Genomic DNA, 24,921 nt, shown 5'->3' on the forward strand with positions numbered 1-24,921 from the left:
CGGCTCAAGGCTCGTCTGGCGGCGGCGCCAGACGTTCGGCGCAGAGGGCGAAGCGAGACCAGGAGAAAAACCGGACCGGATCGCCCATCGAGGCGGTCGCCGCGCAACCCGCATCAACGTCCTTCGGCAGTTGCATGCCCCGCACCCGTGCCGCGGCCGTATATTCCTCGCGCCGGCAATCCAGGAGCAACGCCTGGTCATACTGCCCGGTGCCCGTGCCGGCGAACTGGACGCAATAATTCTCGGACCGGGTGTCGCGGGAGAGGCCGGCCGCCTGCTGGGGCTGGGCCGCACAGCCGGCCAAGCCTGCCGCCAGGAGCAACGGCAGGCCATGATGGAACAGGATCGTGACGCGCGCGGGACTCAGGGGGGAGCCTCGGTCGAATCCCGATCGGCACAGGCGGTCATCCCCATGGCGTCACGACCGCAGGGGCCGTCGCGATTCGCCTCATGGCCGAATCTCCTCGCGGCAAACCGGCCAGCGACTCGGACGACCCGCCGGCTCCAGGAGCGCGGATTATTGAACCCGCCTCGAAACTGTCAAGAATCAATAAGTTAGGGGGCGAGTTTCGAACCGGGCTCGGAGGAACGGCCAGTCCCGAAGGATTCCAGCGAAACGGGAAATTCCCCGGGGCTGCGGTTCCGTCGGCTCTCGGCCGGGGTTTGCGGCCATCGCGCCGCATGTTATGCGAAACCGACAGCGGCGCCGCGGGCGCAGCGGCAGCAGCGGCGTGAGAAGGGATCCATCATGGCAGGCGTCCAAGGCCGAACCGCGCTCGTGACGGGCGCGGGCAGCGCCGACGGAATCGGTTTCGCGACGGCCAGGCTGTTGCGCGAGGCGGGTGCCCGGGTCGCCATCACCTCCACCACCAAGCGCATCTTCGACCGGCTGGAAGAGCTGCCGGGCGGCGCGAAGGACAAGGCCGCCTTCACCTGCGACCTCACCGACCGGCGCGCCGCGGCCGAGCTCGTCAAGAAGGTCGAGAAGACGCTGGGTCCGGTCTCGATCCTGGTGAACAACGCCGGCATGGCGCAGACCGGCGTCAAGCAACGCCGGCAATGGGCCCATGAGATCGACGATGCCAGCTGGGACCGCCAGCTCGACATCAGCCTCAACACCTGCTTCACCCTCACCCGCGCCGTGCTGCCGGGCATGACGCGCCGGCGTTACGGGCGGATCGTCAACATGTCCTCGGTGACGGGCCCCGTGGTCGCGATCCCGCGCTCGACCGCCTATGGCACGGCCAAGGCGGCGATGCTGGGCTTCACCCGCTCGGTCGCCCTCGAATATGCCGGCAAGGGCATCACCGCGAACGCCGTCGGGCCGGGCTGGATCGCCACCAGCTCCAGCAGCAAGAAAGAGATCATCGCCGGCGACAACACCCCGGTCGGCCGCTCCGGCCGCTCGGACGAGGTCGGCCATGTCTGCGTCTTCCTCGCCTCCGAGGAAGCGAGCTATCTCACCGGCCAGCTGATCGTGGTCGATGGCGGCAACACGATCCAGGAATTCAAGGGGCCCCGGGACGTGGCGTTCTGAAAACGATCGCGACACCCCACCCGCCCGCGACGACAGCGATCGACGCTGCTTGATAAGGAACCGACCGCATGAGCTGGCATGACAAGACGGTCCTGATCACCGGGGGGTCGGGCGGCATGGGACGCGCGATCGTCGAACGCTTCCTGGCCGAGGGCGCCAACCTCGCGGTCGCGGACATCAACAGCCAGCGGCTGGGCGAGCTCGAGCGCGACATGAAGGCCGGCCCGCGGCTCCTCGCGATCCCGACCGATGTCACACGCGTTGCCGATTGCGAGCGCATGATCGCAGTGACCCTCGCGCGCTTCGGCGGGCTCGATCTGCTGGTGAATGGCGCCGGCGTCTGGGTCGAGGGTCCCTCCGACGAGGCAACCGAGGCCGAATGGGACCGCACGCTCGACATCAACCTCAAGGGCACCTTCTTCGCCTGCCGCTACGCGATCCCGGCCCTCGAAAAGGCCTCCGGCACAATCCTCAACATCGCCTCGGATGCGGGCCTCATCGGCAATGCGGGGGCGGCCATCTATTGCGCATCGAAGGGCGGCGTGGTGCTGCTGACCAAGGCGCTGGCGCGCGAGCTGGCGCCCCGCGGCATCCGGGTCAATGCGATCTGTCCCTGCGATGTCGAGACGCCGATGCTGAAATACCAGGCCGAGACCTATGGCGAGAGTAATCCCAAGGCCTATTTCGACAAGCTGCTCGCGATCTATCCGCAAGGGGCCCGCGCGCGTTTCGCGCGTGCCGAGGAGGTCGCCGAGTTCGTGTTCCAGATCGCCTCGCCCAAGCTCACACCCATCACCGGTGCCGCCCTGTCGATCGACTTCGGCACCACCGCGGGACTCTGACGCCATGACATCTCCGACTTCCTTCCTCGAAGAACCGCTCGCCCTCTCGGCCCCCCTGGCGCGCGAGATCGCGCCAACCCTTTGTCATCGCGATCCCGCCAGCGGCGAGAGCTGCGCCTGGTATCACGGCTTCTGGCAATATCTGCGCCTGTTCGATTTCATCACCACGCCGCGCGACCATGCCGAGTTCTATCGGGCGGCGCTGACGCCGGCGATCGCGGCCGGGCAGCGCCGCGTGCTGATCTCCGGGACGGCCGACTATGCGCTGCTCCATTGCCTGCGCTGGATCTTCGAGGCGCAAGGCGCCAGCCCCACCGTCACCGTGCTGGATCTCTGTGCCACGCCGCTGCGCCTCAATGAATGGTATGCCGCACGCCATGGGCTGGCGGTCCGAGCGGTCCGCAGCGACATTCTCGCCTACAGCCAGGCCTCGCCCTTCGACATGATCTGTACCCATTCCTTCCTCGGGCGCTTTGCACCGGAGGTCCGGCCGACGCTGGTGGCGCGCTGGCATGAGCTGCTGCGGCCGGGCGGCCGTGTGGTCACGGTCAACCGCATCCGGCCCGAGGCGCCCGAGCGCGTCGGCTTCACGCCCGCCCAGGCCAAGGGCCTGCGCGAGCGCGTGCTGGCTGCGACGGCGGCGGCGCAGGACCGGATCGACGTCTCGCCGGAAGTCATCGCGACCATGGCCGACGCCTACGCCCACGCCAAGCAGAAGACCCACCCGGTGCGCTCGGTGGCGGAGCTGGAAGAATTGTTCCACGGGGCCGGTTTCCGCCTGGAGCAGGTGGTCGTGGCGCCCGTCGGTCCGCGCTCGACGCAGGCGCCGCTCGGCCCCACCATGTCGGGCGGCGCCAACTACGCCCAGATCATCGCGATCCGCGACTGACCGGCGGCGTTATCGGGGCGGCGGGTTGTCGATCTCGCTGATGAAATTCTCGAGCTTCCCGGCGGCGCTGATGGGAATCTCGTCGACATAGACGAAATCGATCTCGAAGGGGATCGGCAGCCGCGTCAGGATATGGGCGCGCAGCGTTGTTTCTTCCTCGGGCGTCAGGGGCCGCTCGACGGCGAGGCGCCCCTGCAGGCGCTGCAGCGATTTCTGCACGAACTGATGCTGGCGGATCGGCGCGATCTCCCGGAAGCGCCGCGAACCGAAGGAGGGCCAATAGCGCCCGCCATCGGGCGTGGTCAGCATGTTGCGCACACGTCCCTGCACCTGCTCCAGGACGGGCAGCCCGCGGCCGCAATCGCAAAGCGCGCCGACCTTGGCGTAATCGCCGACCGCGTAACGCAGCAGTGGCATGGCGAAGTTGAAGAGCGGCGTCACCACGACACGACCCACCTCGCCCGGGCGGCAAGCCCGCCCCTGTTCGTCGAGCACTTCCAGCAGGACGGTTTCGCTCTGGACATGGAGGTGATTCTCGCGCGCGGGGCATTGCAGCGCCAAATAGCCGATCTCCTTGCAGGAATAGACATCGGCGATGGACACGCCCCACGTCTCGCGCACCAGGGTGCGCGTTTCGGGCGGCAGCAATTCCGCGATCGACAGGACCTGGCGCAGATTGCTCGGCCGCATCCCGGCGTCGCCGCAATATTGGGCCAGCGCCGCGAGGTTCGAGGGATAGGTCAGCAGGTAGTGCGGGTTCTTCCGCATGAGCCAGTCGGCCTGCTGCGCCACCGACGCCAGGAGGCTGAGACGGGCCGCCTTTCCCGTCGGAAACGGATAGGTCCGCTGGTCGCCCCATCGCGGCAGATCCTCGCCGTCCGGCGGCAGCGCCATGTCGCTCCTTTCGAACTTGCGGATGACGGCGAAGAAGCCGGAAAAATCGCGCTGCTGCCAGAGCGCCTCGCGCAGGCCCACGGCGCGGAACCAGGTTTGTGCCAGGTCGCTGGTAACGATCCGCACCGGCTGGCCCGTGGAGCCCGAGGTACGGATCTCGTGACGACGGCCGTGATGCTCCGGCAGGTCCTTCGACAGCAGCTTGTTGCCGGCGGCCTGCACTTCGGGACGGGTCAGGACGGGCAACTGCGACCAGCTCGCCTCGTCGAGCACCATGCCCCGGTGAAATCCCGCCTGTTGCAGCCGCTCGGCATAGAACGGAATCGTCGCCGCGGCATGGCGCAGCAGCGCCTTCAATTGCTCGAACTGGGCCTGGCGCAGACGCTCCGGCCTCCACCATTGGCTGTCCTGCAGGCGATGCTGCAAGCGATGCATCATGCGCGCGACGGGAGTCCCGGGCGGCGGCAAGGGCAGATCGTTCGCGGACTTCCTTGTATTCAAGGCCATACCAAAGGTCCTCGCGGTTGCGGCATGCCGAGAAGCTCGATGAAGCCCAGTGCCGCTGCCAGAGCGAGAGCAGCGCAGAGCAACGCCACCCACCAGGGGGCACCCCGCCATTTGACATAACCGCCGACATAGAGCGGCAAGCCGATCGCGAAGCCGAACAGCCAGACCAGAGGCACCGCCGCGATCAGGCCGAGCATCGCCCGCAAGGCCGGTCCGACCGGCACGGCGGAAGCGGGCTCGACGGAACTGTCGGCCGGCCCGGCGCGCACCGCCCTGCCTCTTTCGCGCAGGCGTTCGGCGAGGCGCAAGACACAGAGGCCGACCGTCGCCACGGCCAGCGCCGCCGGAAAACCCAGCACGCGGAGCCCGTGATGATAGACCAGGGCATCGAGCGTCAGGGCCACGAGGAGCAGGAGTGCGATCAGCCCCGGAAACAGCAGCTCGCTGTCGCGCAACGCAGGTCTCATCGGCGCCTCAGCAGCAACTGCACCGCCGGGCGCCAGAACATGCCGGCCAGGAGCAGCAGGCCGATCGCGAGCGTGGTCGGCCGCAGCAGAAAGCCCGCGCCATAAGCCTGAAGCGAGATTCCGAAATAGGTCTCGACCAGGTGGCCCAACACGAATCCCAGCACCAGCGCGGCGCGGCCATAACCCAGCCCCTGCATCGCCAGCCCGAGGCCGCCGAAGAGGAAGGTGACCGCAATATCGGCGAAACTGCCTTCGACCGCATAGACGCCGAGCAGCACGATCGCCATCAGCACGGGGGCCAGAACGCGGCCCGGCAAGGCGCTGACGCTGACCAGCGGCCTTGCCAGGGCCAGCATCATGACGGCCGACAGGACATTGGCGACTGCCAGCGTCAAGGTCAGCCCGATCGCGAGATCCATATGGGTTTTCAGGAAGCGGGGTCTCGGCTCGAGACCGAGCAGTTGAAAGGCGCCCAGCATCAGCACCATGCCGGAGCTGCCCGGAATGCCGAGTGCGAGGGTCGGCACCAGCGCCCCGCCCTCCTTCGCGTTGTTCGCCGATTCCGGCGCGATCACGCCTTCGATCGCGCCCTTGCCGAACGCGTCGGCATTGCGTGCCGTCTGCTTCGCCGTTCCATAGGCGATGAAGGAAGACGCCTCGCCGCCGATACCGGGAATGATTCCGATCAACACGCCGAGCAGCGAGCAGCGCAGAGTCAGCGCCCAATGGCGAAGCGGCGCCAGGATGCCGTCGACGATCTGGCGCGCCGGCATCCCGCCCTCGGCCTTGGCCGGGCCGATGGCCGAGCCGGTCATGGCCAGGCGCACCAGCTCCGGAATGGCGAAGAGGCCGGTCACCACCGGCACGACGCGGAAGCCGTCGAGCAGATAGTCGCTGCCGAACCAGAAGCGCGGCACGCCGGTCGTCTGCTGATAGCCGACCATGGCGAGACAGAGGCCGAGGCCGCCGGCGATGAGACCCTTGGTCATGCTGCCTTTGCCGAGAATGGCGAGGCAGGCGACGCCGGCGAGCGCCAGGAGGAAGGTTTCGGGCGACCCCAGGAGGAACACCACCGGCTTCAGCACCGGCAACAGGAATCCCAGCGCCAAGGCGCCGATCACGCCGCCGATGGCCGAGGCCGAGAGGGCCGCCGCGATGGCATAAGCCGCACGGCCTTGCCGCGCCAACGGCTGGCCGTCGATCAAGGTGGCGGCCGAGGGTGGCGCGCCCGGCACGCCGAAGAGAACGGCCGTGACCGAGCCGCCGTTATAGATCACGGCATGGACCGACAGCAGGAAGGCCAGGCCCGGCAACGGATCCATGCCCTGCACCAGCGGCAGCAACAGCGCCAGGGCCGTGACGCCGCCGATGCCGGGCAGCAGGCCGAAGAACAGCCCCAGCGACATGCCGATGAGGATCGCCAGCATCACGTCCCAGCGCAGGAACGCGATGGCGCCCTGGGCGAAGATATCGAGCGCGCTCATGCGAACCGGTCGCCGCGTCTGCTCAGGGCCGCCCCCTACTCGCTCACCAGCAGCGTCTTGAGCGTCTCGCGATGCGCGTCGTCGACACCGGTCAGCAGATCCAGGGACTGCCCGCGCACGAAATCCGGCGTCTGGTAGACCAGAACCCTGTCGGCCGTTGCCGCGGCCGCCAGCACCGCCGGGTCGCTCAGCACCTTTTGAAAGGCATCCTGGAGAAACCGGGCGCGATCGGCGGGAAGATCGGGAGGGCCGATAATGGTACGGGTCACTTCGGCAACACGAACGCAATATTCCATCCACCAGCTGGCGTCGGCGGTCAGGGTGGCCTGCTCGAACACCGTGGGGAGGTCGGGAAACAGGGTCGAGCGCTCATGGCCGATGGCGGCGATCGGCAGAAGCTGACCGTCCTGCGCATAGCTATGCGCCGAGCTGGCGGTGACGATGATCCCGTCCACCTCGCCGCGCATGGCGGCGAGCGACGCTTCGTTGGAGCCCTTGTAGCCGGTGATGAGGTTGGACGGGATCGCCAGCGCATGCGTGAAAACGCTGATCCACAGACCTTGACCCGTCGACCGACCCGAGGCTGCCCATTTCACCGGATGATCGGCAGAGATCAATTCCGCCAGGCTACGGAAGGAGGAGCGCGGGCTCAGCATCACGATCGGCGTATCCGCGCCCAGACCGGCGATCCAGGTCATGCGCTGGAGATCGAAGCTGGCCCCTTCCTGGCCGAGGAGCTGGGCCAGCGCCGCCCCCGAACCGGAAACGATCATCATGAGGAGGCCGTCCGGGTCGGCATCGTAAATCTGATTGAGCGCCAGCAGCCCGCCGGCACCCGGACGATTTTCGACGAGCACGTCCCCGCCCAGCTCCTTCGCCAGGAACGGCGCCAGCAACCGCGCGTAGCTGTCATAACCACCGCCTGCGCCCGATCCCACGACGAGGCGAACGGTGCGGCCGCGGTAATAGTCGGCGGCGGTCCCGGCAGCCTGGACTTGGGAAGGGAACCCGGCGCCTCCGACCGCGCCCGCGGCAATGATCGCGAGCAGCCACGCGGTCGCGCTGCGGCGCCCCGAATCGACGACCTCGGCCATGCTTCCCCCCGCCTGCCCCTCGACTCCGCATTCTAGACCGGTCGCCCGATTGCGCCATGGGCCGAACCGGGCGCCCGCGACAGCCCCAAGCCGGCGCGAGCCCTTCTCCCTTCTTATCGCACAATCAATGGCTTGAAGGGGATCGAAGACATCATCGCGGCCGGGCCCCCGGGCCGGAAGTCCATCGTAAGCCCGGCCAGGTTCGAGACCGACGCGCAAAAGGGGGAGGCACGCCAGCCGCCATAGGCATCCCTGGATAAGACTGTATTCTCACCTTGTTAGGGGATTTTCGGCATATCAGACAGCAGGCGATCGCACCGTCGATCGCAAATCGACGGATGGGGGCCGTTCGTCATGAAATTTGTTCTTCTCGGGTCGACCGCGCTGGTCGGCGTCGGACTCGTTGCGGGCAATGCCCAGGCGGCGCAAGGCATCCAACTGGGCCTCGGCGGGTACTACGAGGCGGCGGCGGGCCTCGTCTTTTCCCAGAGCAACAATGACGGCGAACCCGGCGCCCATACGCGCGACGTCGTCTTCCGCCAGGATGTCGAGGTCCATTTCAAGGGCGAGGCCAAGCTCGACAATGGCCTGACGGTCGGTGCGCGCATCGAAATGGAAGGCCAGCAGTCCAACGACCAGATCGACGAAGTCTGGGCCTATTTCAAGGGCGGGTGGGGTCAGGTCCGCTTCGGCGATGACGACGATGCGAGCCGGCAACTGCACTATCTGATCCCCAGCGCTTCCGAGCTGTTCGGCGTCGATACCCCGGACTTCGAGTTTTCGAACAACCACGGCAACAACTTCAACAACGGCTCGTTCCAGACGAACAGCACCATGCTGAATATCTCGAGCGACGCCACGAAGATCATCTATTTCAGCCCGACCTTTGCCGGTTTCTCCTTCGCCGTGTCCTTCGCTCCGGATCGGCGCGGCGAGAACAGCTATTCCTACTGGTCGGGGCCCGGCGGAACGACCCTGAGCAACAATTCAGGGCAGGTTCAGAACGTCATCTCGGCGGCCCTGAACTTCGAACACGACTTCAATGGCATCGACCTCGCGACCGGTATCGGATTTGGCGAGGGTCAATTCGAGTCCACGGGCGGGAACCACAATGTGCAGACCAGCTGGGGCCTCGACGGCCATCTGATCGTGACGTTCGCCGGCTTCACGGTCGGTGGCGCCGGTCTCTACTTCGATAACTGGCAGAGCGCCAGCGGCGCCGATTATTGGGTCGCGGGTCTCGGCGCCACCTACAATTGGGATGCCTGGACCGTCGGTCTGGCCTGGTCGCATGGCGACTATGAATATGCGACAAGCGGCGGCTCGTCCGACAGGATCGACATCGTCGAGGTGACCGGCCGCTACGATCTCGGTCCGGGCCTCTCGCTGGATGGCATGGTCGGCTACAACACCATGAATGCCGGCGGCGGCACCGGCCACCAGGACGACAATACCTGGGAAGGCGGCGTGGGATTCTTCATCGGGTTCTAGGTCGGGATGGCCCGCGGGCCGGACCCCTTGCGTGACAGGTCGAAAAGCAACCTTGTCAGCGCGTGCCGGACTTCCGAAGGACATCCACCAGATTCGCCCCACCTGAATTTGCTCCGCCATGGCGTTGACGGTTGACCACCATGCGGTCATGGAGCCGCTCGATCGCCTCGCTGCCGGTACGGACGAAGAGACCGGGCAAGAAGGCGTGCATCACGCAGGCGAGCGAGGCGTTGAACAGGCGCAGGCCGAATCCCATGGCCACCCTCCAATGCCCGCCAGGGCTGTTGTCAGATGGGATGGCAGCAATTGTGCATAGCCGTCATAGCCGCCACCGGCGCCCGAGCTCGCTACTAAATGAACCGCCCGGACGCGATAGAAATCGGCGGCGGTTCCCTCGAAGCCCCGGGAAAACATCACGGTCAAAGCGGTTGCGATCGCGGCCCCGCTCGAAAGCAGCCATATGCTGACGCGACGACGTCCGCGATCGATGATCCCGACCATGTCCAGCCCTCTGCCCCCAGGACACGCTCGCGCGCACCCGCGCGAAGACCATGATTCGGCATTCCCGCGATGATGCAATGCAACATCGCCAACCCTGGGAAGCCATTCCGGCGGTTATGAAATATCTGTCTACCCCGGCAGATTGCTTGACCGGCCTCCCTGCCGACCTATCATCGGGCTGACGCGACGGTTCTTTGCCCGTCGCCAAGGGCCCAAGGGAATTGCACTACGACCGGGCGTCGGACGCGCGAAACAGTGGGACGGCCGCCCGGGTTTGTTGGCTTTGCCAATCACAAAGAAAACCCGAGGAGACTCTCATGTTGTTCGAACAGGGGATCAGTCGCAGGTCGTTGTTGCGGCAAAGCATCGGCAGTGCCGCGGCCTTGCCGCTCATCGGCCAGCTTTCGTCCAGAGCGTTCGCTGCCACGAAGGGCACGGTTCAGTTCGCGGATATCGGCGTCGGCGATCCGGGCGGCGACTGGTCGAAATACACCGCCGCCTCGGGCTGGGGCGTCAATCTCGTCGCCTTCGGCAATGCGCCCTCGGCCATCCTCAATGTGCTGATCGCGGGCGGCGGCCAAGGCACCTATGACATCATCAATATCGTCGGCGGCATGCAGAAGCCGCTGGTCGAGAACAGCCTCATCGATGAGATCGACACGAGCAAGATGCCGAACTGGGCCAAGGACAGTTTCGTGCAGAAATACCTGACACAAGGCACGCCGGGGTTCGACTTCATCGGCTATGACAAGAAGATCTATGGCGTGCCGACGGTGATTCAGGGCGATTCCTTCGCCTATCTGCCGGAAGCGACCGGCGGCGAGCTCACCTCCTATGGCGCGCTGTTCGACCCCAAATTCAAAGGCTATGTCGCGCTCGAGGACAACTACACCACCGCGGGCCAGAAGACGGCGCTCTATATGAAGGCCGCGAAGCTCGCGACCATCGAGGATCCGCACGACATGACGCCCGGCGAGATCAAGGCCGTGGTCGATTTCCTAATCGAGAAGAAGAAGGAAGGCCAGTTCCGTGTGATCTGGAATTCCTTCGAGCAATCGGTCGGCCTCCTCGTCAACAAGGAGGTCTATGTCATGGATTGCTGGGAGCCGATGGTGTTCGTGGCCAACAGCAAGGGCGTGAAGGCCGTCTATGCCAAGCCGAGCGAGGGTTACCTGCTCTGGGCCATGGCCGCTTATATCGTCAAGAACCCGAACCGGACCCAGGAACAGACCGCCGCCGCCTATGCTCTGCTCGATTTCATGTTGGGCGGCTGGTATGGCGCCAAGATCACGAGCCTGCGCGGCTATATGACGAACCCGCAGGCCGTGTCTTATGCCAAGGCCAACACCGGCGAATTCAGCGCCGACGAGGCGGCCAAGGTCGAAGCCATCACCAAAGGCGTCGAGGCCAAGCTCGCCCAAGGTGGCACCTGGCAGAATCGCTGGCCGAAGAATGTCGAGACTTACGAATCCGAGTGGGCGCGTTTCAAGGCCGCGTGATCTTCCTTCATCCCGAGAAGGGTCCGCTCGAAAGAGCGGGCCTCTTCTCCTCGTGCAATCACCGGACCCTTCATGGCGCTGAGACCGGGTGATCTGGCAGGACAGGCCGGCGGCCGGGCCCTGATGGCCCTGCCCGCTGCTTTCGTCTCGATCTTCCTGCTGATCCCACTGGCGCTCAGCATTGTCATCTCCTTTTGGGAGCGCGCGGGTTTCAAGCTCAAACCCGCCTTCACCCTCGCCTCCTATACGGACTTCCTGGGCGGCGTGCGGCTGGTGGTGCTCGAGCGAAGTCTGGTGGCCGCGGGAATCTCGACCGCCATCGGCCTCGCGATCGCCTACCCCATCGCCTATTACCTCGCGCGCCATATGCGCCGCGACCTGGCGCGGAGCATCCTCTTCCTCTTCTCCGTGCCGTTTCTGGTCAATTACGTCATCCGCACCTTCGCCTGGACCTATCTTCTCGGCCGCACGGGACCGATCAACGAGGCGCTGCAGGCGGCAGGGCTGGTCGGTAAATCCGTCGACTGGCTGCTTTTCAGCGACTTCTCGGTCCAGGTCGGATTCGTCACCTCCTACATGCCGTTCATGGTGTTCCCGCTCTGGCTCTCGATCAGCGGGATCGACCGGCGCCTGACCGAAGCCAGCTGGATCCTCGGTGCCCATCCCTGGGGCACCTTCCTGCGCATCACCTTGCCGCTGTCGTTGCCAGGAATCTTCGCTGCCGCGATTTTCGGCTTCGTCGGCGCGTTCGGCGACAGCGCCGTGCCGATCATCCTGGGCGGGGTCGGCTATCAGATGATCGGCAACTCGATCACCTCAACGCTCGACGTGCTGAACTATCCGCTGGCGGCCGCCATGTCGAGCGTGGTCATCCTCGCCATGCTGCTGTTGCTCGGATTCTGGTTTCTCGCCTTCGATCTGCGATCCTTCCTCGGCAAGATCGTGCGCTGGCGGGTCTGATGCGCAGGCACCGATCATGAACCGCAGCCATCTGCTCCATCTCCTCGCCTGGAACGGCATCGCCTGGGTGCTGCTGCTGCTCTATCTGCCGCTCGTGCCGCCTTTCCTATTCTCGTTCAGTGCGGATGGAACCGTCGGCGGATTGGCGACACCGACGCTGCGCTGGTATGCGGAGCTGCCGAATAATCCCCTGCTGACTAAATCCATCGGCACGACACTGGTCGTCGGCATCATCGTGGCCCTCGCCACGCCGCCCCTGGCGCTGCTGGGGGCCATGGCCGTGCGCCGGTCGCGCTTCAAGCGGCTGTTGCTGATGATGATGCTCTTGCCGCTTTTCATCCCCGGCGTGAGCCTGGGGCTCGCGAGCGCCTTCTTCTTCCGGCTGTTGGAGCTGCCGCCCTCCTTATGGTCGATTGCCGTGGTCCAGGTCCTCTGGGCCCTTCCCTTCTCGACCATCATCATCTTGACGGTCATGTCCACTTTCGACCCGGTATTCCTCGAAGCGGCCTACATCCAGGGCGCCAATCGCTGGCGCGCTTTCATCGATATCGAGCTGCCGCTGATCTGGCCAGGCCTCATGGGGGCGGCTGTCTTCGCGCTGATTCTCTCCTTCAACGAGACGGTTCGCACCGCCCTGGTGCAGGGCCCTTACAACACGATCCAGACTTATATTTGGGCGACCTATCTCCAGGTCGGGTTGTCGCCGACCCTGCATGCCTTGATGAGTCTGCTGATCGCCCTGACCCTGGCACTGGTGGTAGTGTTATTAGCCTTCTCGCTGCGCCAGCCGCGGCGGCTTCGCATCAACCCTGCAGCGCGATCAAATCCTCGCGCGCCAGCCCGACCATGATGGTGGTCCCGGGCGCCGCGAGGCTTCGGCTCGTCGCGCTTGCGACCGCCGTCTGCCCATCGGCGAGCTGCAGCAAATAATCGACGACCGTCCCGCGATAGGTCACCTCCAGTACCTTGGCCTGGAACCGGATCGGATAGGTTCTGACATCGTCGAGATGCAGATTTTCCGCACGGATGATGAAGGCCGCCGGACCATCACCTGGAATTCCATCGCCGGAAAGCGCGATCTCGGCGCCACCGATCCTGACACGCGGGTTGCCGGCAGCATCGCGTTCGACCTTGCCTTGCAGGATGTTGCACCCCCGGAAGAAGCCGGCGACGAAGCGCGTGCGCGGCCGGCGATAGAGCCGCTCGGGCTCGTCGCATTCGGCGCAGACCCCGTGATTCAGCACCGCAATGCGATCGCTCATCGTCAGCGCTTCCTCCTGGTCATGGGTGACATAGATGAACGTCGTCTGTGTCATGCCATGGATGCGTTTGAGCTCGCTCTGCATGGTCCGCCGGATCTTCTCATCCAGCGCCGACAAAGGCTCGTCCAGCAAGAGCACGGCCGGCTGCGGCGCCAAAGCCCGCGCCAGGGCCACCCGCTGCTGCTCGCCGCCGCTCAAAAGCGTGGCGTTCTTGCCGCCATGGCTCGAGAGGCCGACCAGCTCGAGCATCTCGGCTGTACGAGAGGCGATCTTCTCCGCAGGCCAGCCGCGCACCTTGAGCCCATAGCCGACATTCTGCGCCGCCGTCATATGCGGAAAGATGGCGTAGCTCTGGAACATCATGCCGAGATTGCGCCGCCAGGGCGGCACATGGGTCACATCTTTGCCGGCGATGGTGATGCGGCCGGAATCCGGCCGCTCCAGACCGGCGATCATGCGCAAGACTGTGGATTTCCCTGAACCGCTGGGCCCCAGCAGGGTGAAGAACTCGCCCTGCTCGATCGAGAGGGAAAGATTGTTGGCCGTGACGGCGCCATCGAAACGCTTGTTCACTCCCGACAGCTCAACGATCGTCTCGCCCAAAACCGGCCCCGTCATCCACCGAGTTCGTCGGCACAGACCTCGAGGGCCAGATCCAGCGCGCGGCGCATCACCGCCAGATCCATGGATGCGAGGTCGGCGCGCTGCCCCAGCTCCTGCGTACCCTCGCGCCCGACCTCGGCGATCAACTCCGCTACCTGGGCCGGCATGTAAGGCACATGCATGAAACCACAAAGCCGCTGGCCGCCCTGCTTCTCGAGCGTTTCGAGGCAGGCATAGAGCGTCGCGTTGCAGAGGAAGGTCCCGGCCGTCTCGGAGAGCCTCGCCGGCACGCCTTCGGCCAGGATGCGCTCCTGGATCCGGCGCACCGGCCAGCTCGCCTTCAGTGCCACGGCGCCATTGCCCTGGACATCGCCGTCGCGAATCCGGCTACCGGCATTATCGGGTATGTCGAAATCCGCGAGATTATGAGCGAAGCGTTCGAGCCGGATCATGGTTTCGCCCGGCCAGAGGCCGACGCTGATCACAAGGTCGGGTCTCTCGGCCTCGATGAGATCCTGGAGCCGCGCCTGCAAGCCGTCGAATTGAACCGGAAGCCCGCGGCCCGCGACCGTCAGGCCCGCGATCGAGGCGCCGTCGATCCCGCGCGCGAGCTCAAAGGCGGGGTTGCTGCCCCGCCCGCCATAGGGCTCGAAACCCGTAACCAAGGCCTTGCGCTGCCGCATGAGGCTTGCCTCCCGATGAAAGGGCGGCGAAGCCTAACAAATCCCCGGCGGCGAGGCGAGCGTGACGCCTCAGCCTGCCAGTCGCGATCCCTCGGGATGGATGGCGCCGGAGAAGAGCAGCACTGTGCGGCCCATCAGGGTCACGCGCGCGCCACGGTCGAGGCCGATCACGATGCCGCCGCGTTGCGAGAGCTGGCGGCCGACCAGGCGCTTCTTGCCCAGGCGCGCCGACCAGTAAGGCACCAGGGCCAGATGGGCCACGCCGGAGACGGCATCCTCGGGCACGCCATTGGCAGGGGCGAAGAAGCGCGAGACGAAGTCGATGCCGGCCTCGTCGGCGGGCGCCGTCACCATGACCGCCGGCAGATCGAGCGCCGCCAGGGCCGCCATGTCCGGCTTCAGCGCGCGGATCTGATCCGCCGTCTCATAGAGCGCCATGTAATGCTTGGCCGCGAGCACCTTCGCCGGCGTCAGACCCAGCGCCTGGGCGACGGGAACCGGATGTTGCGCCGGAATCGAATGCAGCGCCGGAAAATCCATGGCGAGGGTCTCGCCCTCGCGCTTCACCGTGATGGTCTCCGCGCCGGAGCGGAACCGCACCTCCTGCAGACCGGGTTCGACCTCGCCCAGCACCACATGCGCCGCCGCCAGGGTCGCATGGCCAATGAGATCGACCTCCCGTGTCGGCGTGAACCAGCGGATCTCGTAAGTGCCCTTGCTGCCCACGACGAAGGCCGTTTCTGACAGGTTGAGCTCGGCCGCAATCGCGAGCAGCAAGGACTCCGTCGGCCAGGCGGGGAGCACGCAGACCGCCGCCGGGTTGCCGGCAAAGGGACGCTCCGCAAAGGCATCCACCAGATAAAGCGGGATGCTGGTCGCCTGGCTTGTCGTCATATCCGTTTCCTCATCTTCAGATCGCCGCGCCGTCGCAGCAGCCGGCCGCCGGATCGAGCAGCAGGCCCTGCCGGTCTTCGACGGCCTGGCCGATCGCGAGCACCGTTTCCTCGTCGAAGGGCCGTCCGACGATCTGCACGCCCATCGGCAGGCCGGTGCTGTGCAAGCCGCTCGGGACCGACATCGCCGGCGCGCCCGTCATGTTGAAGAAGGAAGTGAACCGCGTCAGCGCATTGCCGACCGGCTCCTCCAGCCCATCCGTCGCCACCGCGACCGTGCCGAGCCTGGGCGCCACGATCGGGCAGGTCGGCGTCACGATAGCATCGACGCCCGCCAGCGCCGCTTCGGTCTCGCGGAGATATTTCTCGAGCATGCGCTGGGCCCGCACATAATGCTCGGCCAGAATGAACTGCGCGAAGGCCAGGCCGCTGCGCACATCCTCGCCATAGAGGGCCATCTTCTCCGGCAGATAGCGTCGGTGATAGGAAAGCACCTCCGGCATCTGCAGCAGCAGCGATACGGTGCGCGCCTGGGCCAGATCCGGCAGCGTCACCGGCAGGAGCGTGGCGCCGCGCTCGGCGAGGCGGGCCAGGCAGCGGCGCGTGGCCGCCAGAATCTCGGGGTCGGCATGCTCGAAGAAATGACGCTCGGGAACGCCGATGCGCAAACCTTTTACGCCACGCGTCAAGGCTTTTGCGTAGTCGGGCACGACCCATTCGGCCGAACCGCTGTCGCGCGGGTCGTGGCCGGCCAGTGACTGCAGAACCAGCGCCGCGTCGCCCACACAGCCGGCGATCAGCCCGACATGATCGAGCGACCAGCAATAGGGGATCATGCCATCGCGGCTGACGCGGCCATAGGTCGGCTTCAATCCCACGAGGCCGCAGAGCGCGGCCGGCACGCGGGTCGAGCCGCCGGTGTCGCTGCCAAGCGCGAAACAGGCGAGCCCCTGCGCCACCGCGACCGCCGAGCCGCTGCTGGAGCCGCCGGCCATGCGGCCCGGGCCCCAGGGGTTTGGCGGCGTGCCGAAGCGGGCATTCTCGCCGGTCGTGCCATGCGCGAACTCATGCAGGTTGGCCTTGCCGATCAGGATGGCGCCGGCCGCATTAAGCCGCTCGATCGCGGCGGCATCACGATCGGACTGCCAGCCTTCGAGCACCCGCGAGCCCCCCGTGGTCGGCAGGCGGCGCGTCTCGAACAGATCCTTCGCGGCATAGGGCACGCCCGCCAGCGGCCCCGCGATCTCGCGCCGCTCGCATCGCCGCGCCGCATCGCGTGCACCCTCGCCATCGACCGAAATATAAGCCTTGGTCTTGTCGTTGAGGCGATCGATCCGGTCCAGCAGCCGATCGATCATGCCCGTGACCGAGGCCGTGCCTTCGCGGGCCGACGCCGCCAGCCGCGCCGCGGATTCCGTGAGGCAGGGCGCGGGCATCAAGGCCTGCGCTTCTTGTCGGGGAGGCGTCCGGGCAAGCCGGTCGCGCCGAGGTCGAGGCGGCACAGCGCCTCGACCTCGGTCAGGAATTCCGGAAAACCGGTGATGACACCGAATTGCGGTGCCACCAGACCGTCGAGTTCGGCATCGGGCCACCCGACGCTCGGCAGCTCCTCCACCATCCGGCGCAGGCTGTCGCGCGTGACGCGTCGCATGGAAGGCGCTCCTCCGGGCCGAGGCCCGGCGCTAGAGGACGGTCAGGCCGCGCGGGAACTCGGTCAGATAGTCGAAACCCTTCTCGGTCACGATGATCGAATCGCCAATGCGGGTGCCGTAGCGCCCCTTGACCGTGATCCCGCCATCGACCGCGAAGGCCATGCCGGCCTGCAGCTTCGTCTTGTCGCCCTTCTTGAGCTGCGGGTCCTCGAGGAAGGAATAGCCGATGCCCCGCCCCGTCCGGTAGGAGAGGCCGAACCCGGCCGAGCGATAGACCTCCTCGGCGGCGGCATTGACGTCCTCGGCGACGGCGCCCGGTTTCACCAGCGCCAGGGCCGCCTGCTGCGCCTTGACCGTCGTCTCGTAGGTCTTGGCCTGCTCGTCCGTCACGCTGCCGACGAAGAACTCGCGATCGAAGCCCAGCTTGAAATGGCGGAAATTCGCGATGCCGCAGAAGCAGAGATAGACCGGGTCGCCCTTGGCGATGCGCTTCACGGTCGAGCGGCGGTGGACCATGCAGGTATGCCGGCCCGACTGCATGATCTGCAGGTTGTAGATCGTCGGCGAGACATACTCGGCGGCATCGCTGTTCTGCAGCAGCTCGGCCGCCTTGCGCGTGCCGCCGGCGATGACCGCGAGCGCCACCTCATATTCGGGCACGCCCTCGGCGATGGCGGCCTTGCCGGCCTTGCCCATCGCGACCGCGACCTGCCCGGCCTGGCGCATGATGGCGATCTCTTCCGGCGACTTGATCATCCGCATCTTCGAGATCAGCTGGCTGCCCTCCACCAACTCGGCACCGCCGGCCGCATGGCGCAGGGCCTCCGTCACCTTGGGCGGCGTCTTGTGGTTCTCGAACATGATGCGGCGGCTCTTGTGGGTCGCGAAGAACGCGTCCACATGCTTCATCCACTCGCCATCCACGCCGTCGACCCAGTCGCGGATGTCCTCGACCCAGGTCTGGTTGTGCATCAGCTCGGATTCCATCAGCGGGGTCACCAGGGTCGGCGCGCCCGAGCGCGGGACCAGCAGCAGAGTCGCGCGGTCCCACTCCATGCCCAGATAGCCGAAGCAGCCCGAGAAAAAGAAGATCGAGTCCGGATCCGCCAGCAGAAAGGCATCGATCCTCTCGTCGGCCATCCGGCGCTGCAGCTCAGTCGTGCGCTGTTGAAAGACGTTGGTCATGGCGGACCCTTCCGGTCGGTGGTGATGGGTTCTCCTGTTCTGTATACCGGTGGAGGCGCGTGGCCGCAAGTGAGCGCCGCGCCCTGAAGAGGCCTGATTTCCTATCCGTTCGCCCTCAATATCGGCCCCGAGATATCCATTATTGTATTGTTTTTTATGTATTTTTTTGGCACGGGCTCCAGATCGCCGAGATCCAGCGGTTCGCCACGGCCGACATCGGCCTTATCGGCCGAAAGGAAAAGCGGTGGACCACAAAAGAAAATGTTGCATACCGGTCGCATACCGACCGATTGTAGGCATTCACCAGCCATGTTACGGAATCACTGGAACCAAACCCCGAAACCCTTGCCCGCCCTCGCTCGTTATGGCCGTGACACGGCCGGTCCCGAGCGCGCCGGAAACCCAATAAGGAAGGATCTCCAGATGGCCCCACGGTTAAAGAACATCCTGCCCGCGATCGTCGCGGCGGGAAGCCTGCTGGCTGCCACGGCCGCCTACGCGGATTCAGTGACCGTGGTCTCCTATGGCGGCTCCTACACGGCGAGCCAGATCGAGGCCTATCACAAGCCCTTCACGGCCAAGACCGGCATCACGGTCAATTCCGCCGACTACAATGGCGGCGTCGCCGAGATCAAGGCCCAGGTCGAATCCGGCAATGTCACCTGGGACGTGGTCGATCTCGAGCTGCAGGATCTGCAGCGCGCCTGCCAGAACGGCTATCTCGAGCCGGTCGATGTCTCGACCATCACGCCCGCGCCCGACGGCACGCCGGCGACCGACGACTATCTCCCGGGCGCGCTCAACGAATGCGGCGTCGGCAACATCGCCTATTCCAACGTCATCGCTTATGACACCACGAAATTTCCCGGCGCCAAACCTACCTCGATCGCCGATTTCTTCGATACGAAGAAGTTCCCCGGCAAGCGCGGCCTGCAGAAGCGCGGCGCGGCGGTGAGCATGGAATGGGCCCTTCTGGCGGACGGCGTGGCGCCGGCCGATGTCTATAAGGTCCTCGGCACGGCCGCGGGCGTCGATCGCGCCTTCGCCAAGCTCGAGACCATCAAGAAGGACGTGATCTGGTACGACACCGGTGCCCAGGCGCCGCAGCTCCTGGCCGATGGCCAGGTCGTCATGACCAGCGCCTTCAACGGCCGCATCTACACGGCCATCACCGACAACAAGCAGCCCTTCGCCATCATCTGGAACGACCAGATCTGGAACATAAATCTCTGGGGCATCATCAAGGGCACCAAGCATCTCGATGCGGCGCGTGCCTATGTGAAGTTCGCCACCGAGAGCCAGAACATCGCGAACCAGACCAAATACATCGCCTATGGCCCGCTGCGGAAATCCTCGCTGGCCCTGGCCGGCGACGCGGTGCGCCCCTGGCTGCCGACCTACGACAAGAATCTCGAGCATGCGCTGCAATACAACGCCGAGTTCTGGGCCGACCATGCCGACGAGCTCGACCAGCGCTTCAACGCCTGGCTCGCCAAGTAAGACGACGGCACGACCAAGACGAAGAGCGGCGCGCAGGGCCTAAGGGCCTCGCGCGCCGCTCGCTTCATTGCCGATCGATGCGAAAGTCGGATGAACCCGCCCGCCGCCCGAGCGGGCGCCGCTATTGATGGCCCGAATGACCCAGAACGTAGTTGGTGATCCGGACCAGATTCATCGAGATATGATTGCGCCGGATATAGCCCACCGCGCGCAGGTCGCTCGCCTGCAGCGCCCGGATGAACTCGCCGATCTCGGCGCGCAGCCAGCCGACCTCGGCCTCCCAATCCAGCTCCTGGACGATCCCGAAATAGACGCGGATGGTCTGATAGTAGAGCTGCTCGGTGATGCGGTGGAAGGAATCGTTGCCGGCGACCAAGCCCAACTCGTATTGGAGGTCGTTGTTGATGCGGACGAACTCCTTGAAGTCGCGATGGCCGTCGAGCGCCTCGGCGCGGGCCAGCAGCGCCTTGAAGTTCGGCAACTTGGAATGGGAGCGCAGCGGCGCCGCGATGTCGCCCAGCGAAGCCGCCAGCACCATGCGCACCGCATAGACTTCACGGAGCGCCCGCAGCTCGACCGAGGTCACGATGGTGCCGACGCTTTGCTTGGTCTCGACCAGCCCCTGCGCCTCGAGGGACTGGAGCACCCGGCGGATCGGGGTGCGGCTGACATTGAACTCGGTGGCGAGCTCGCTTTCGCTCAGCGTCATGCCGGGCGGATAGACCAGCATGCAGATGCGCTCGCGAAGCAGGGCATGAAGCTCTTCATAGCGGATGCGGCCCGTGCTCTTCGGCGCCGCCGCTTCCCGCTCGACCTGTTTTGCCATCTCACTTCCGGGCATCGTTTCGCTCTTGGGCTGCCGACTTGTCCTGCAACACAAGCCCTTGAGGTTTACCGCAGCGCAGGAGGCATAACAAGCCTCGCGCCCGGATTCACCATGGGGGCCGCAACCGGAACCTCCCGGCCGCCCCGTCATCGGCGGGGCCGGTCGCGATGACTCCGATCGGCTGGCAAATTGGCGTAACCTGGAACGCCGTGAGGCTAACGGGCCTCCGCGGCAGCATCCCGTTCGCCCCTTGCCACCCCGACCGCCGCGTCCCGACCGACGAAACGCCATGACCGCCGCCGCCCTGATCGAGAGCAACAGACCCGGCAACGAGCTGGCCCGGCGCTTGCGCCGCGCCGAACGGACGGCGAAGCTGCGGGCCTTCCTCCTGGTCCTGCCGCTCCTGCTGTTCGTGATCGTCGCCTTCGTGCTGCCGATCGGGCAGATGCTGTTGCGCAGCATCGACAACACCGCGCCCTGTCGCCTGATTCCACAAACTTGTCGGGCGCTGCAGGGCTGGGACGGCACCGGCACACCCGGCGAAGCCGTCTATGCCAGCTTCGCCCAGGAATTGACCCAGCTCTTCAAGGCCAAGACCGTCGACCAGCTCGGCACGCGGTTCAATTACGAGACCAGCGGCATGCTGAGCCTGGTCCGCTCGACGGCGCGCCAACTCAGCAAGGTAACGGAAGGCCCCTACCAGCCAGCCTTCGCCGCGATCGACCCGCTCTGGGCGGACCATGCGACCTGGGCGATGATCCGGCAGGCCGTGGTTCCCTATACCAGCGCTTATTATCTCAACGCCCTCGACATGAAGCGCGATGCCGACGGCAACATCGTGGCGCAACCCGAAGATCAGCGGATCTACATCGCCATCTTCCTCCGGACCTTTTGGATCGGCCTGATCACGACGGGGATCTGCCTGCTGCTGGGATATCCCGTCGCCTATCTCCTGGCGCATGTCCCGACCTCGCTCAGCAACCGGCTGCTGATCCTGGTGCTGCTGCCCTTCTGGACCTCGCTCCTGGTCCGGACGACGTCATGGATCGTGCTGCTGCAGTCTAACGGCGTGGTGCTCGATCTCCTGGTGCATCTGGGCATCGTCGCCGATAACGACCGTCCGACCCTGATCTACAACAAGGTCGGCACCTTCGTGGCGATGACGCATGTCCTGCTGCCTTTCATGATCCTGCCGCTCTACAGCGTGATGCGAACGATCTCGCCGCTCTACCAGCGCGCGGCGGAATCGCTGGGGGCGCATCCGGCAACCGCCTTCCTGCGCGTCTATCTGCCCCTGAGCCTGCCGGGGATCGGCGCCGGCGGCCTGCTCGTTTTCATCCTTTCGGTCGGCTACTACATCACCCCGGCCCTGGTCGGCGGACAGAGCGGGCAGCTCATCTCCAACCTGATCGCCTATCACATGCGGACCTCGCTGAACTGGGGGCTGGCCTCGGCCTTGAGCGCCATCCTGCTGGTCGCGGTCCTGCTGCTCTACTGGCTCTATAACCGCCTCGTCGGCCTCGACAACACGAAGCTGGGATAGGCGCCATGGCAGCAACACCTCATCGCACCCGCTCGGGCCGCCTCTGGCATGGCGCCTATCTGACCTTCTGCGTGCTGGTCTTCGTCTTCCTGATCGCGCCCCTGATCGTGGTGGTGCCGCTCTCCTTCAACGCGCAGCCCTTCTTCACCTTCACCGAGGGCATGCTGCGCCTGGAGGCCGCCGCCTATTCGCTGCAATGGTATCGCGACATCCTCGCCAACGACCAATGGCTGCTGGCGATCCGCAACAGCGTGATCATCGCGAGCTGCGCCACCGCGCTCGCGACCGTGCTGGGCACGCTGGCCGCGGTCGGCCTCAGCCGGCCCACCATGCCGCTGCGCGGCCTGGTCATGACGATCCTGATCTCGCCGATGATCATCCCGATCATCATCGTCTCGGCCGGCATGTATTTCTTCTATTCGCAGGTCGGCCTCGCCCAGACCATGCTGGGCATCATCCTGGCGCATGCGGTGCTGGGCACGCCCTTCGTCGTCATCACCGTGACCGCGACCATGATGAATTTCGATTACAGCCTGACCCGGGCGGCGGCCAGCCTGGGCGCGCCGCCGCTCCTGACTTTCTTCCGCGTGGTGCTGCCCCTGATCCTGCCGGGCGTCGTCTCGGGGGCGCTCTTTGCCTTTGCCGCCTCCTTCGACGAGGTTGTCGTGGTGCAATTCCTGGCCGCCTTCGACCAGCGCACCATCCCGCTCCAGATGTGGGCCGGCATCCGCGAGCAGATCAGCCCGACCATCCTGGCGGTGGCGACCCTGCTGATCGTCGTCTCGGCGCTGATCCTCACGGCGGTCGAGCTGCTGCGCGCCCGCGTCAATAATCAGCGCGGCGTCAAAACCATCTGATCCCTGCGGCAGCGTCACTAAATTGTCCCGGGACTCATGCCGCGATTGTGTATGCAACCGGTATACTGTATCTTCAGAACAGCCAATGAGAGCCGCGCGATGCCGCGGCTCGATCCTTCGAGAGGAGTTCCCCATGACGGCATCCGCGACCATTCCGAGAACCATGAAGGCCGTGGTGCTGACCGGCCATGGCGGGCTCGAGAAGCTCGTCTACAGGACCGACGTGAAGGTGCCGGTGCCCAACAAGGGCGAGGTGCTGATCGAGGTCTCGGCCTGCGGCATGAACAATACGGATGTGTGGGTGCGTCAGGCCGCCTACGGCACCGATGAGGATCCGAAGGCGCCCTCCTCCTGGCGGCGCGGCGGCACCACCCTCACCTTTCCCCGCATCCAGGGCACCGACAGCGTCGGGCGCATCGTCGCCGTGGGCGCCGGCGTCGATGCCAAGCGGATCGGCCAGCGCGTCATGGTCGATTTCAGCATCTACAACGCGGAGGACGACAGCCTCGCCGACTGCGACTACATCGGCCATGGCCGCGACGGGGGCTATGCCGAATATCTGACGGTGCCGGCCGAGAACGCGCATGTCGTCCGCCGCCCCATGACCGACGCCGAACTCGCCACCTTCTGCTGCGCCTATCTGACCGGCGAGCATATGCTCGATCGTGCCCGCGTCGCCGCCGGCGAGCGGGTGCTAATCACCGGGGCCTCGGGCGGCGTGGGGTCGGGCCTGGTGCAGCTGGTGCGCGCCCGCGGCGGCATTCCCTATGCCGTGGCCGGCCCCGGGAAGGAAGACCAGGTCAAGGCGATCGGCGCGGAAGCCGTCGTCACACGCGGCAAGGGCGACCTCGTCGCCGAGGTGGCCAAGGCCACCGGCGGCAAGCCGATCGACGTGGTGGCGGATCTCGTCGGCGGCTCGATGTTCAACGATCTCCTGCGGATCCTGCGCGCGGAGGGCCGCTATGTGACGGCGGGCGCCATCGGCGGCCCCGTGGTCGAGCTCGATCTCCGCACCCTCTATCTCAAGCATCTGGAGATGCATGGCTCGACCCAGGGCACGCGCGGCGCCTTCCGGCGCCTGGTCGGTTATATCGAGGACGGTAAGATCAACGCCATCCTGGCGGCCACCTACAAGCTCTCGGACTTCCACCGCGCTCAGACCGAGTTCATGAACAAGGGATTCGTCGGCAAGCTGGTGGTGGTGCCGGATGCCAAATGGGACCTCGCCAGCAAGCGCCCCGCGGCCTAGCAACCGAAACCGACGTCGCGCTCATGAAGAAACCCCGGTCCGCTCGCGCGGGGCCGGGGTTTTTTTCAGGGCCGGAAACAACCCCGAGAGGAGACCGACGTCAGCGCGTCCCCGAATTCTGGAGGACGCCGCCCGGGTTTGTCCCGCCGTGGCGCCGGCGGTTGACCACCATCCGGTCATGGAGCTGCTCGATCGCCCGGCTGCCGGTGCGGACGAAGAGCCCCGGCAGGAAGGCGTGGATCATGCAGGCCAGCGAGGCGCCGAACAGCCGCAGGCCGAAGCCCATGGCCACGCCCCAATGCTCGCCATAGCTCTCGCCGACGCTCGCGGGATGCTCGGTAAAGGATCGCAACCAGGCCATGACGTCTCCCCGAAACTTTGGGTCAGGTTTTATGGTCCCAGAGGATGGCTCGGCCGCCGAGGAAGATTATTTTGATTTGCGCTTAGATTTGCTGAATAATAGCAAATTATTCTCCTAGTGAGGATTTCAGTAGAAACATACA

25 protein-coding genes are annotated in these 24,921 nt (G+C 65.7%); 11 read left to right on the forward strand and 14 right to left on the reverse strand.

Annotated elements, in window-relative coordinates; all coding sequences use genetic code 11:
• Window positions 1-4 precede the first annotated feature (4 nt).
• Complete coding sequence (locus FRZ44_RS27020) at window positions 5-304, reverse strand: hypothetical protein (RefSeq protein WP_191908560.1); 300 nt, start codon at window positions 302-304, stop codon at window positions 5-7.
• A 444-nt stretch (window positions 305-748) separates the two neighbouring features.
• On the opposite strand from FRZ44_RS27020, the gene FRZ44_RS12645 reads away from it, so the two are divergent.
• The 3 genes from FRZ44_RS12645 (at window position 749) to FRZ44_RS12655 (ending at window position 3,268) form a co-directional block, all read left to right on the forward strand.
• The gene (locus FRZ44_RS12645; protein WP_151177529.1) at window positions 749-1,537 is read left to right on the forward strand and encodes an SDR family NAD(P)-dependent oxidoreductase; all 789 of its coding nucleotides are present in this window, start codon (window positions 749-751) and stop codon (window positions 1,535-1,537) included.
• A gap of 68 nt (window positions 1,538-1,605) precedes the next feature.
• On the forward strand, window positions 1,606-2,379 hold the full coding sequence (locus tag FRZ44_RS12650; protein ID WP_151177530.1) for an SDR family NAD(P)-dependent oxidoreductase: 774 nt from the start codon (window positions 1,606-1,608) through the stop codon (window positions 2,377-2,379).
• 4 nt (window positions 2,380-2,383) lie between these two features.
• Window positions 2,384-3,268: a class I SAM-dependent methyltransferase gene (locus tag FRZ44_RS12655; protein ID WP_151177531.1), complete on the forward strand. Its 885-nt coding sequence runs from the start codon at window positions 2,384-2,386 to the stop codon at window positions 3,266-3,268.
• Between the two features lie 9 nt (window positions 3,269-3,277).
• On the opposite strand, the gene FRZ44_RS12660 is transcribed toward FRZ44_RS12655, so the two are convergent.
• Genes FRZ44_RS12660 through FRZ44_RS12675 form a run of 4 tightly spaced genes read right to left on the reverse strand, consistent with a single transcriptional unit; the run spans window position 3,278 to window position 7,714 of the window.
• Window positions 3,278-4,669 carry a phenylacetate--CoA ligase family protein gene (locus tag FRZ44_RS12660; protein WP_151177532.1) on the reverse strand — a complete coding sequence of 464 codons (1,392 nt, stop codon included), beginning with the start codon at window positions 4,667-4,669 and terminating at the stop codon, window positions 3,278-3,280.
• The gene (locus FRZ44_RS12665; RefSeq protein WP_151177533.1) at window positions 4,660-5,136 is read right to left on the reverse strand and encodes a hypothetical protein; all 477 of its coding nucleotides are present in this window, start codon (window positions 5,134-5,136) and stop codon (window positions 4,660-4,662) included. Before FRZ44_RS12665 ends, FRZ44_RS12660 begins: the two co-directional genes overlap by 10 nt.
• On the reverse strand, window positions 5,133-6,620 hold the full coding sequence (locus FRZ44_RS12670) for a tripartite tricarboxylate transporter permease (protein ID WP_151177534.1): 1,488 nt from the start codon (window positions 6,618-6,620) through the stop codon (window positions 5,133-5,135). Before FRZ44_RS12670 ends, FRZ44_RS12665 begins: the two co-directional genes overlap by 4 nt.
• A 35-nt stretch (window positions 6,621-6,655) precedes the next feature.
• Entirely contained in the window at window positions 6,656-7,714 is a 1,059-nt protein-coding gene (locus FRZ44_RS12675; protein WP_151177535.1) for a Bug family tripartite tricarboxylate transporter substrate binding protein, read from the reverse strand.
• A gap of 354 nt (window positions 7,715-8,068) precedes the next feature.
• On the opposite strand from FRZ44_RS12675, the gene FRZ44_RS12680 reads away from it, so the two are divergent.
• Window positions 8,069-9,205: a porin gene (locus FRZ44_RS12680; protein ID WP_151177536.1), complete on the forward strand. Its 1,137-nt coding sequence runs from the start codon at window positions 8,069-8,071 to the stop codon at window positions 9,203-9,205.
• A gap of 55 nt (window positions 9,206-9,260) precedes the next feature.
• Here FRZ44_RS12680 and FRZ44_RS12685 read toward each other — a convergent pair whose 3' ends face one another.
• Window positions 9,261-9,461, reverse strand: a complete 201-nt coding sequence (locus tag FRZ44_RS12685; RefSeq protein WP_151177537.1) for a DUF6356 family protein — start codon at window positions 9,459-9,461, stop codon at window positions 9,261-9,263.
• A gap of 562 nt (window positions 9,462-10,023) precedes the next feature.
• Between FRZ44_RS12685 and FRZ44_RS12690 the strand changes: the two genes are divergently transcribed.
• From FRZ44_RS12690 to FRZ44_RS12700, 3 genes are all read left to right on the forward strand, one after another.
• Window positions 10,024-11,205, forward strand: a complete 1,182-nt coding sequence (locus FRZ44_RS12690; protein WP_151177538.1) for an ABC transporter substrate-binding protein — start codon at window positions 10,024-10,026, stop codon at window positions 11,203-11,205.
• A gap of 72 nt (window positions 11,206-11,277) precedes the next feature.
• On the forward strand, window positions 11,278-12,165 hold the full coding sequence (locus tag FRZ44_RS12695) for an ABC transporter permease (protein ID WP_151177539.1): 888 nt from the start codon (window positions 11,278-11,280) through the stop codon (window positions 12,163-12,165).
• A gap of 16 nt (window positions 12,166-12,181) precedes the next feature.
• Window positions 12,182-13,015 carry an ABC transporter permease gene (locus FRZ44_RS12700; protein WP_151177540.1) on the forward strand — a complete coding sequence of 278 codons (834 nt, stop codon included), beginning with the start codon at window positions 12,182-12,184 and terminating at the stop codon, window positions 13,013-13,015.
• Here FRZ44_RS12700 and FRZ44_RS12705 read toward each other — a convergent pair.
• The 6 genes from FRZ44_RS12705 to FRZ44_RS12730 form a co-directional block, all read right to left on the reverse strand.
• A complete protein-coding gene (locus tag FRZ44_RS12705; protein WP_151177541.1) occupies window positions 12,969-14,045 on the reverse strand; it encodes an ABC transporter ATP-binding protein in 1,077 nt (358 codons plus the stop codon). The genes FRZ44_RS12700 and FRZ44_RS12705 overlap by 47 nt on opposite strands.
• On the reverse strand, window positions 14,042-14,713 hold the full coding sequence (locus FRZ44_RS12710; protein WP_151177542.1) for a pyroglutamyl-peptidase I family protein: 672 nt from the start codon (window positions 14,711-14,713) through the stop codon (window positions 14,042-14,044). The genes FRZ44_RS12705 and FRZ44_RS12710 overlap by 4 nt, the downstream gene beginning before the upstream one ends.
• 69 nt (window positions 14,714-14,782) lie before the next feature.
• On the reverse strand, window positions 14,783-15,607 hold the full coding sequence (locus FRZ44_RS12715; protein ID WP_151177543.1) for a PhzF family phenazine biosynthesis protein: 825 nt from the start codon (window positions 15,605-15,607) through the stop codon (window positions 14,783-14,785).
• Between the two features lie 16 nt (window positions 15,608-15,623).
• Window positions 15,624-17,042: an amidase gene (locus FRZ44_RS12720; protein ID WP_151177544.1), complete on the reverse strand. Its 1,419-nt coding sequence runs from the start codon at window positions 17,040-17,042 to the stop codon at window positions 15,624-15,626.
• On the reverse strand, window positions 17,042-17,257 hold the full coding sequence (locus FRZ44_RS12725; RefSeq protein WP_151177545.1) for a hypothetical protein: 216 nt from the start codon (window positions 17,255-17,257) through the stop codon (window positions 17,042-17,044). The genes FRZ44_RS12720 and FRZ44_RS12725 overlap by 1 nt, the downstream gene beginning before the upstream one ends.
• 31 nt (window positions 17,258-17,288) lie before the next feature.
• Window positions 17,289-18,443, reverse strand: coding sequence for a M24 family metallopeptidase (locus FRZ44_RS12730; protein WP_151177546.1), 1,155 nt, complete (start codon window positions 18,441-18,443; stop codon window positions 17,289-17,291).
• Window positions 18,444-18,866: 423 nt separating this feature from the next.
• Between FRZ44_RS12730 and FRZ44_RS12735 the strand changes: the two genes are divergently transcribed.
• Entirely contained in the window at window positions 18,867-19,943 is a 1,077-nt protein-coding gene (locus tag FRZ44_RS12735) for an ABC transporter substrate-binding protein (RefSeq protein ID WP_151177547.1), read from the forward strand.
• Window positions 19,944-20,064: 121 nt separating this feature from the next.
• Here the strand turns inward: FRZ44_RS12735 and FRZ44_RS12740 are convergent, their stop codons facing one another.
• Window positions 20,065-20,769, reverse strand: coding sequence for a GntR family transcriptional regulator (locus FRZ44_RS12740; RefSeq protein ID WP_191908561.1), 705 nt, complete (start codon window positions 20,767-20,769; stop codon window positions 20,065-20,067).
• 289 nt (window positions 20,770-21,058) lie between these two features.
• Here FRZ44_RS12740 and FRZ44_RS12745 point away from each other — a divergent pair, with 289 nt between their 5' ends.
• The 3 genes from FRZ44_RS12745 to FRZ44_RS12755 all read left to right on the forward strand — a co-directional run bounded on the left by FRZ44_RS12745 (window position 21,059) and on the right by FRZ44_RS12755 (window position 24,418).
• Window positions 21,059-22,312: an ABC transporter permease gene (locus FRZ44_RS12745; protein WP_151177549.1), complete on the forward strand. Its 1,254-nt coding sequence runs from the start codon at window positions 21,059-21,061 to the stop codon at window positions 22,310-22,312.
• A gap of 5 nt (window positions 22,313-22,317) precedes the next feature.
• Window positions 22,318-23,169 (forward strand): ABC transporter permease, encoded by an 852-nt coding sequence (locus tag FRZ44_RS12750; protein WP_151177550.1) that lies wholly within the window; start codon window positions 22,318-22,320, stop codon window positions 23,167-23,169.
• Window positions 23,170-23,302: 133 nt separating this feature from the next.
• Window positions 23,303-24,418 (forward strand): alcohol dehydrogenase family protein, encoded by a 1,116-nt coding sequence (locus FRZ44_RS12755; protein WP_151177551.1) that lies wholly within the window; start codon window positions 23,303-23,305, stop codon window positions 24,416-24,418.
• Window positions 24,419-24,518: 100 nt separating this feature from the next.
• On the opposite strand, the gene FRZ44_RS12760 is transcribed toward FRZ44_RS12755, so the two are convergent.
• Window positions 24,519-24,779 (reverse strand): DUF6356 family protein, encoded by a 261-nt coding sequence (locus tag FRZ44_RS12760; protein WP_151177552.1) that lies wholly within the window; start codon window positions 24,777-24,779, stop codon window positions 24,519-24,521.
• Between the last annotated feature and the right edge of the window lie 142 nt (window positions 24,780-24,921).

The organism is Hypericibacter terrae (assembly GCF_008728855.1).
Classification (GTDB): domain Bacteria; phylum Pseudomonadota; class Alphaproteobacteria; order Dongiales; family Dongiaceae; genus Hypericibacter; species Hypericibacter terrae.

Coding starts and splice junctions, on each gene's coding strand:
- FRZ44_RS12710 (WP_151177542.1), bottom strand. CDS start 14,713: ATGCGGCAGCGCAAGGCCTTGGTTACGGGTTTCGAGCCCTATGGCGGG.
- FRZ44_RS12645 (WP_151177529.1), top strand. CDS start 749: ATGGCAGGCGTCCAAGGCCGAACCGCGCTCGTGACGGGCGCGGGCAGC.
- FRZ44_RS12720 (WP_151177544.1), bottom strand. CDS start 17,042: ATGCCCGCGCCCTGCCTCACGGAATCCGCGGCGCGGCTGGCGGCGTCG.
- FRZ44_RS12730 (WP_151177546.1), bottom strand. CDS start 18,443: ATGACCAACGTCTTTCAACAGCGCACGACTGAGCTGCAGCGCCGGATG.
- FRZ44_RS12750 (WP_151177550.1), top strand. CDS start 22,318: ATGGCAGCAACACCTCATCGCACCCGCTCGGGCCGCCTCTGGCATGGC.
- FRZ44_RS12680 (WP_151177536.1), top strand. CDS start 8,069: ATGAAATTTGTTCTTCTCGGGTCGACCGCGCTGGTCGGCGTCGGACTC.
- FRZ44_RS12700 (WP_151177540.1), top strand. CDS start 12,182: ATGAACCGCAGCCATCTGCTCCATCTCCTCGCCTGGAACGGCATCGCC.
- FRZ44_RS12695 (WP_151177539.1), top strand. CDS start 11,278: ATGGCGCTGAGACCGGGTGATCTGGCAGGACAGGCCGGCGGCCGGGCC.
- FRZ44_RS12660 (WP_151177532.1), bottom strand. CDS start 4,669: ATGGCCTTGAATACAAGGAAGTCCGCGAACGATCTGCCCTTGCCGCCG.
- FRZ44_RS12735 (WP_151177547.1), top strand. CDS start 18,867: ATGGCCCCACGGTTAAAGAACATCCTGCCCGCGATCGTCGCGGCGGGA.
- FRZ44_RS12725 (WP_151177545.1), bottom strand. CDS start 17,257: ATGCGACGCGTCACGCGCGACAGCCTGCGCCGGATGGTGGAGGAGCTG.
- FRZ44_RS12740 (WP_191908561.1), bottom strand. CDS start 20,769: ATGGCAAAACAGGTCGAGCGGGAAGCGGCGGCGCCGAAGAGCACGGGC.
- FRZ44_RS12650 (WP_151177530.1), top strand. CDS start 1,606: ATGAGCTGGCATGACAAGACGGTCCTGATCACCGGGGGGTCGGGCGGC.
- FRZ44_RS12655 (WP_151177531.1), top strand. CDS start 2,384: ATGACATCTCCGACTTCCTTCCTCGAAGAACCGCTCGCCCTCTCGGCC.
- FRZ44_RS12755 (WP_151177551.1), top strand. CDS start 23,303: ATGACGGCATCCGCGACCATTCCGAGAACCATGAAGGCCGTGGTGCTG.
- FRZ44_RS12760 (WP_151177552.1), bottom strand. CDS start 24,779: ATGGCCTGGTTGCGATCCTTTACCGAGCATCCCGCGAGCGTCGGCGAG.
- FRZ44_RS12745 (WP_151177549.1), top strand. CDS start 21,059: ATGACCGCCGCCGCCCTGATCGAGAGCAACAGACCCGGCAACGAGCTG.
- FRZ44_RS12665 (WP_151177533.1), bottom strand. CDS start 5,136: ATGAGACCTGCGTTGCGCGACAGCGAGCTGCTGTTTCCGGGGCTGATC.
- FRZ44_RS12690 (WP_151177538.1), top strand. CDS start 10,024: ATGTTGTTCGAACAGGGGATCAGTCGCAGGTCGTTGTTGCGGCAAAGC.
- FRZ44_RS12705 (WP_151177541.1), bottom strand. CDS start 14,045: ATGACGGGGCCGGTTTTGGGCGAGACGATCGTTGAGCTGTCGGGAGTG.
- FRZ44_RS12685 (WP_151177537.1), bottom strand. CDS start 9,461: ATGGGATTCGGCCTGCGCCTGTTCAACGCCTCGCTCGCCTGCGTGATG.
- FRZ44_RS12675 (WP_151177535.1), bottom strand. CDS start 7,714: ATGGCCGAGGTCGTCGATTCGGGGCGCCGCAGCGCGACCGCGTGGCTG.
- FRZ44_RS12715 (WP_151177543.1), bottom strand. CDS start 15,607: ATGACGACAAGCCAGGCGACCAGCATCCCGCTTTATCTGGTGGATGCC.
- FRZ44_RS12670 (WP_151177534.1), bottom strand. CDS start 6,620: ATGAGCGCGCTCGATATCTTCGCCCAGGGCGCCATCGCGTTCCTGCGC.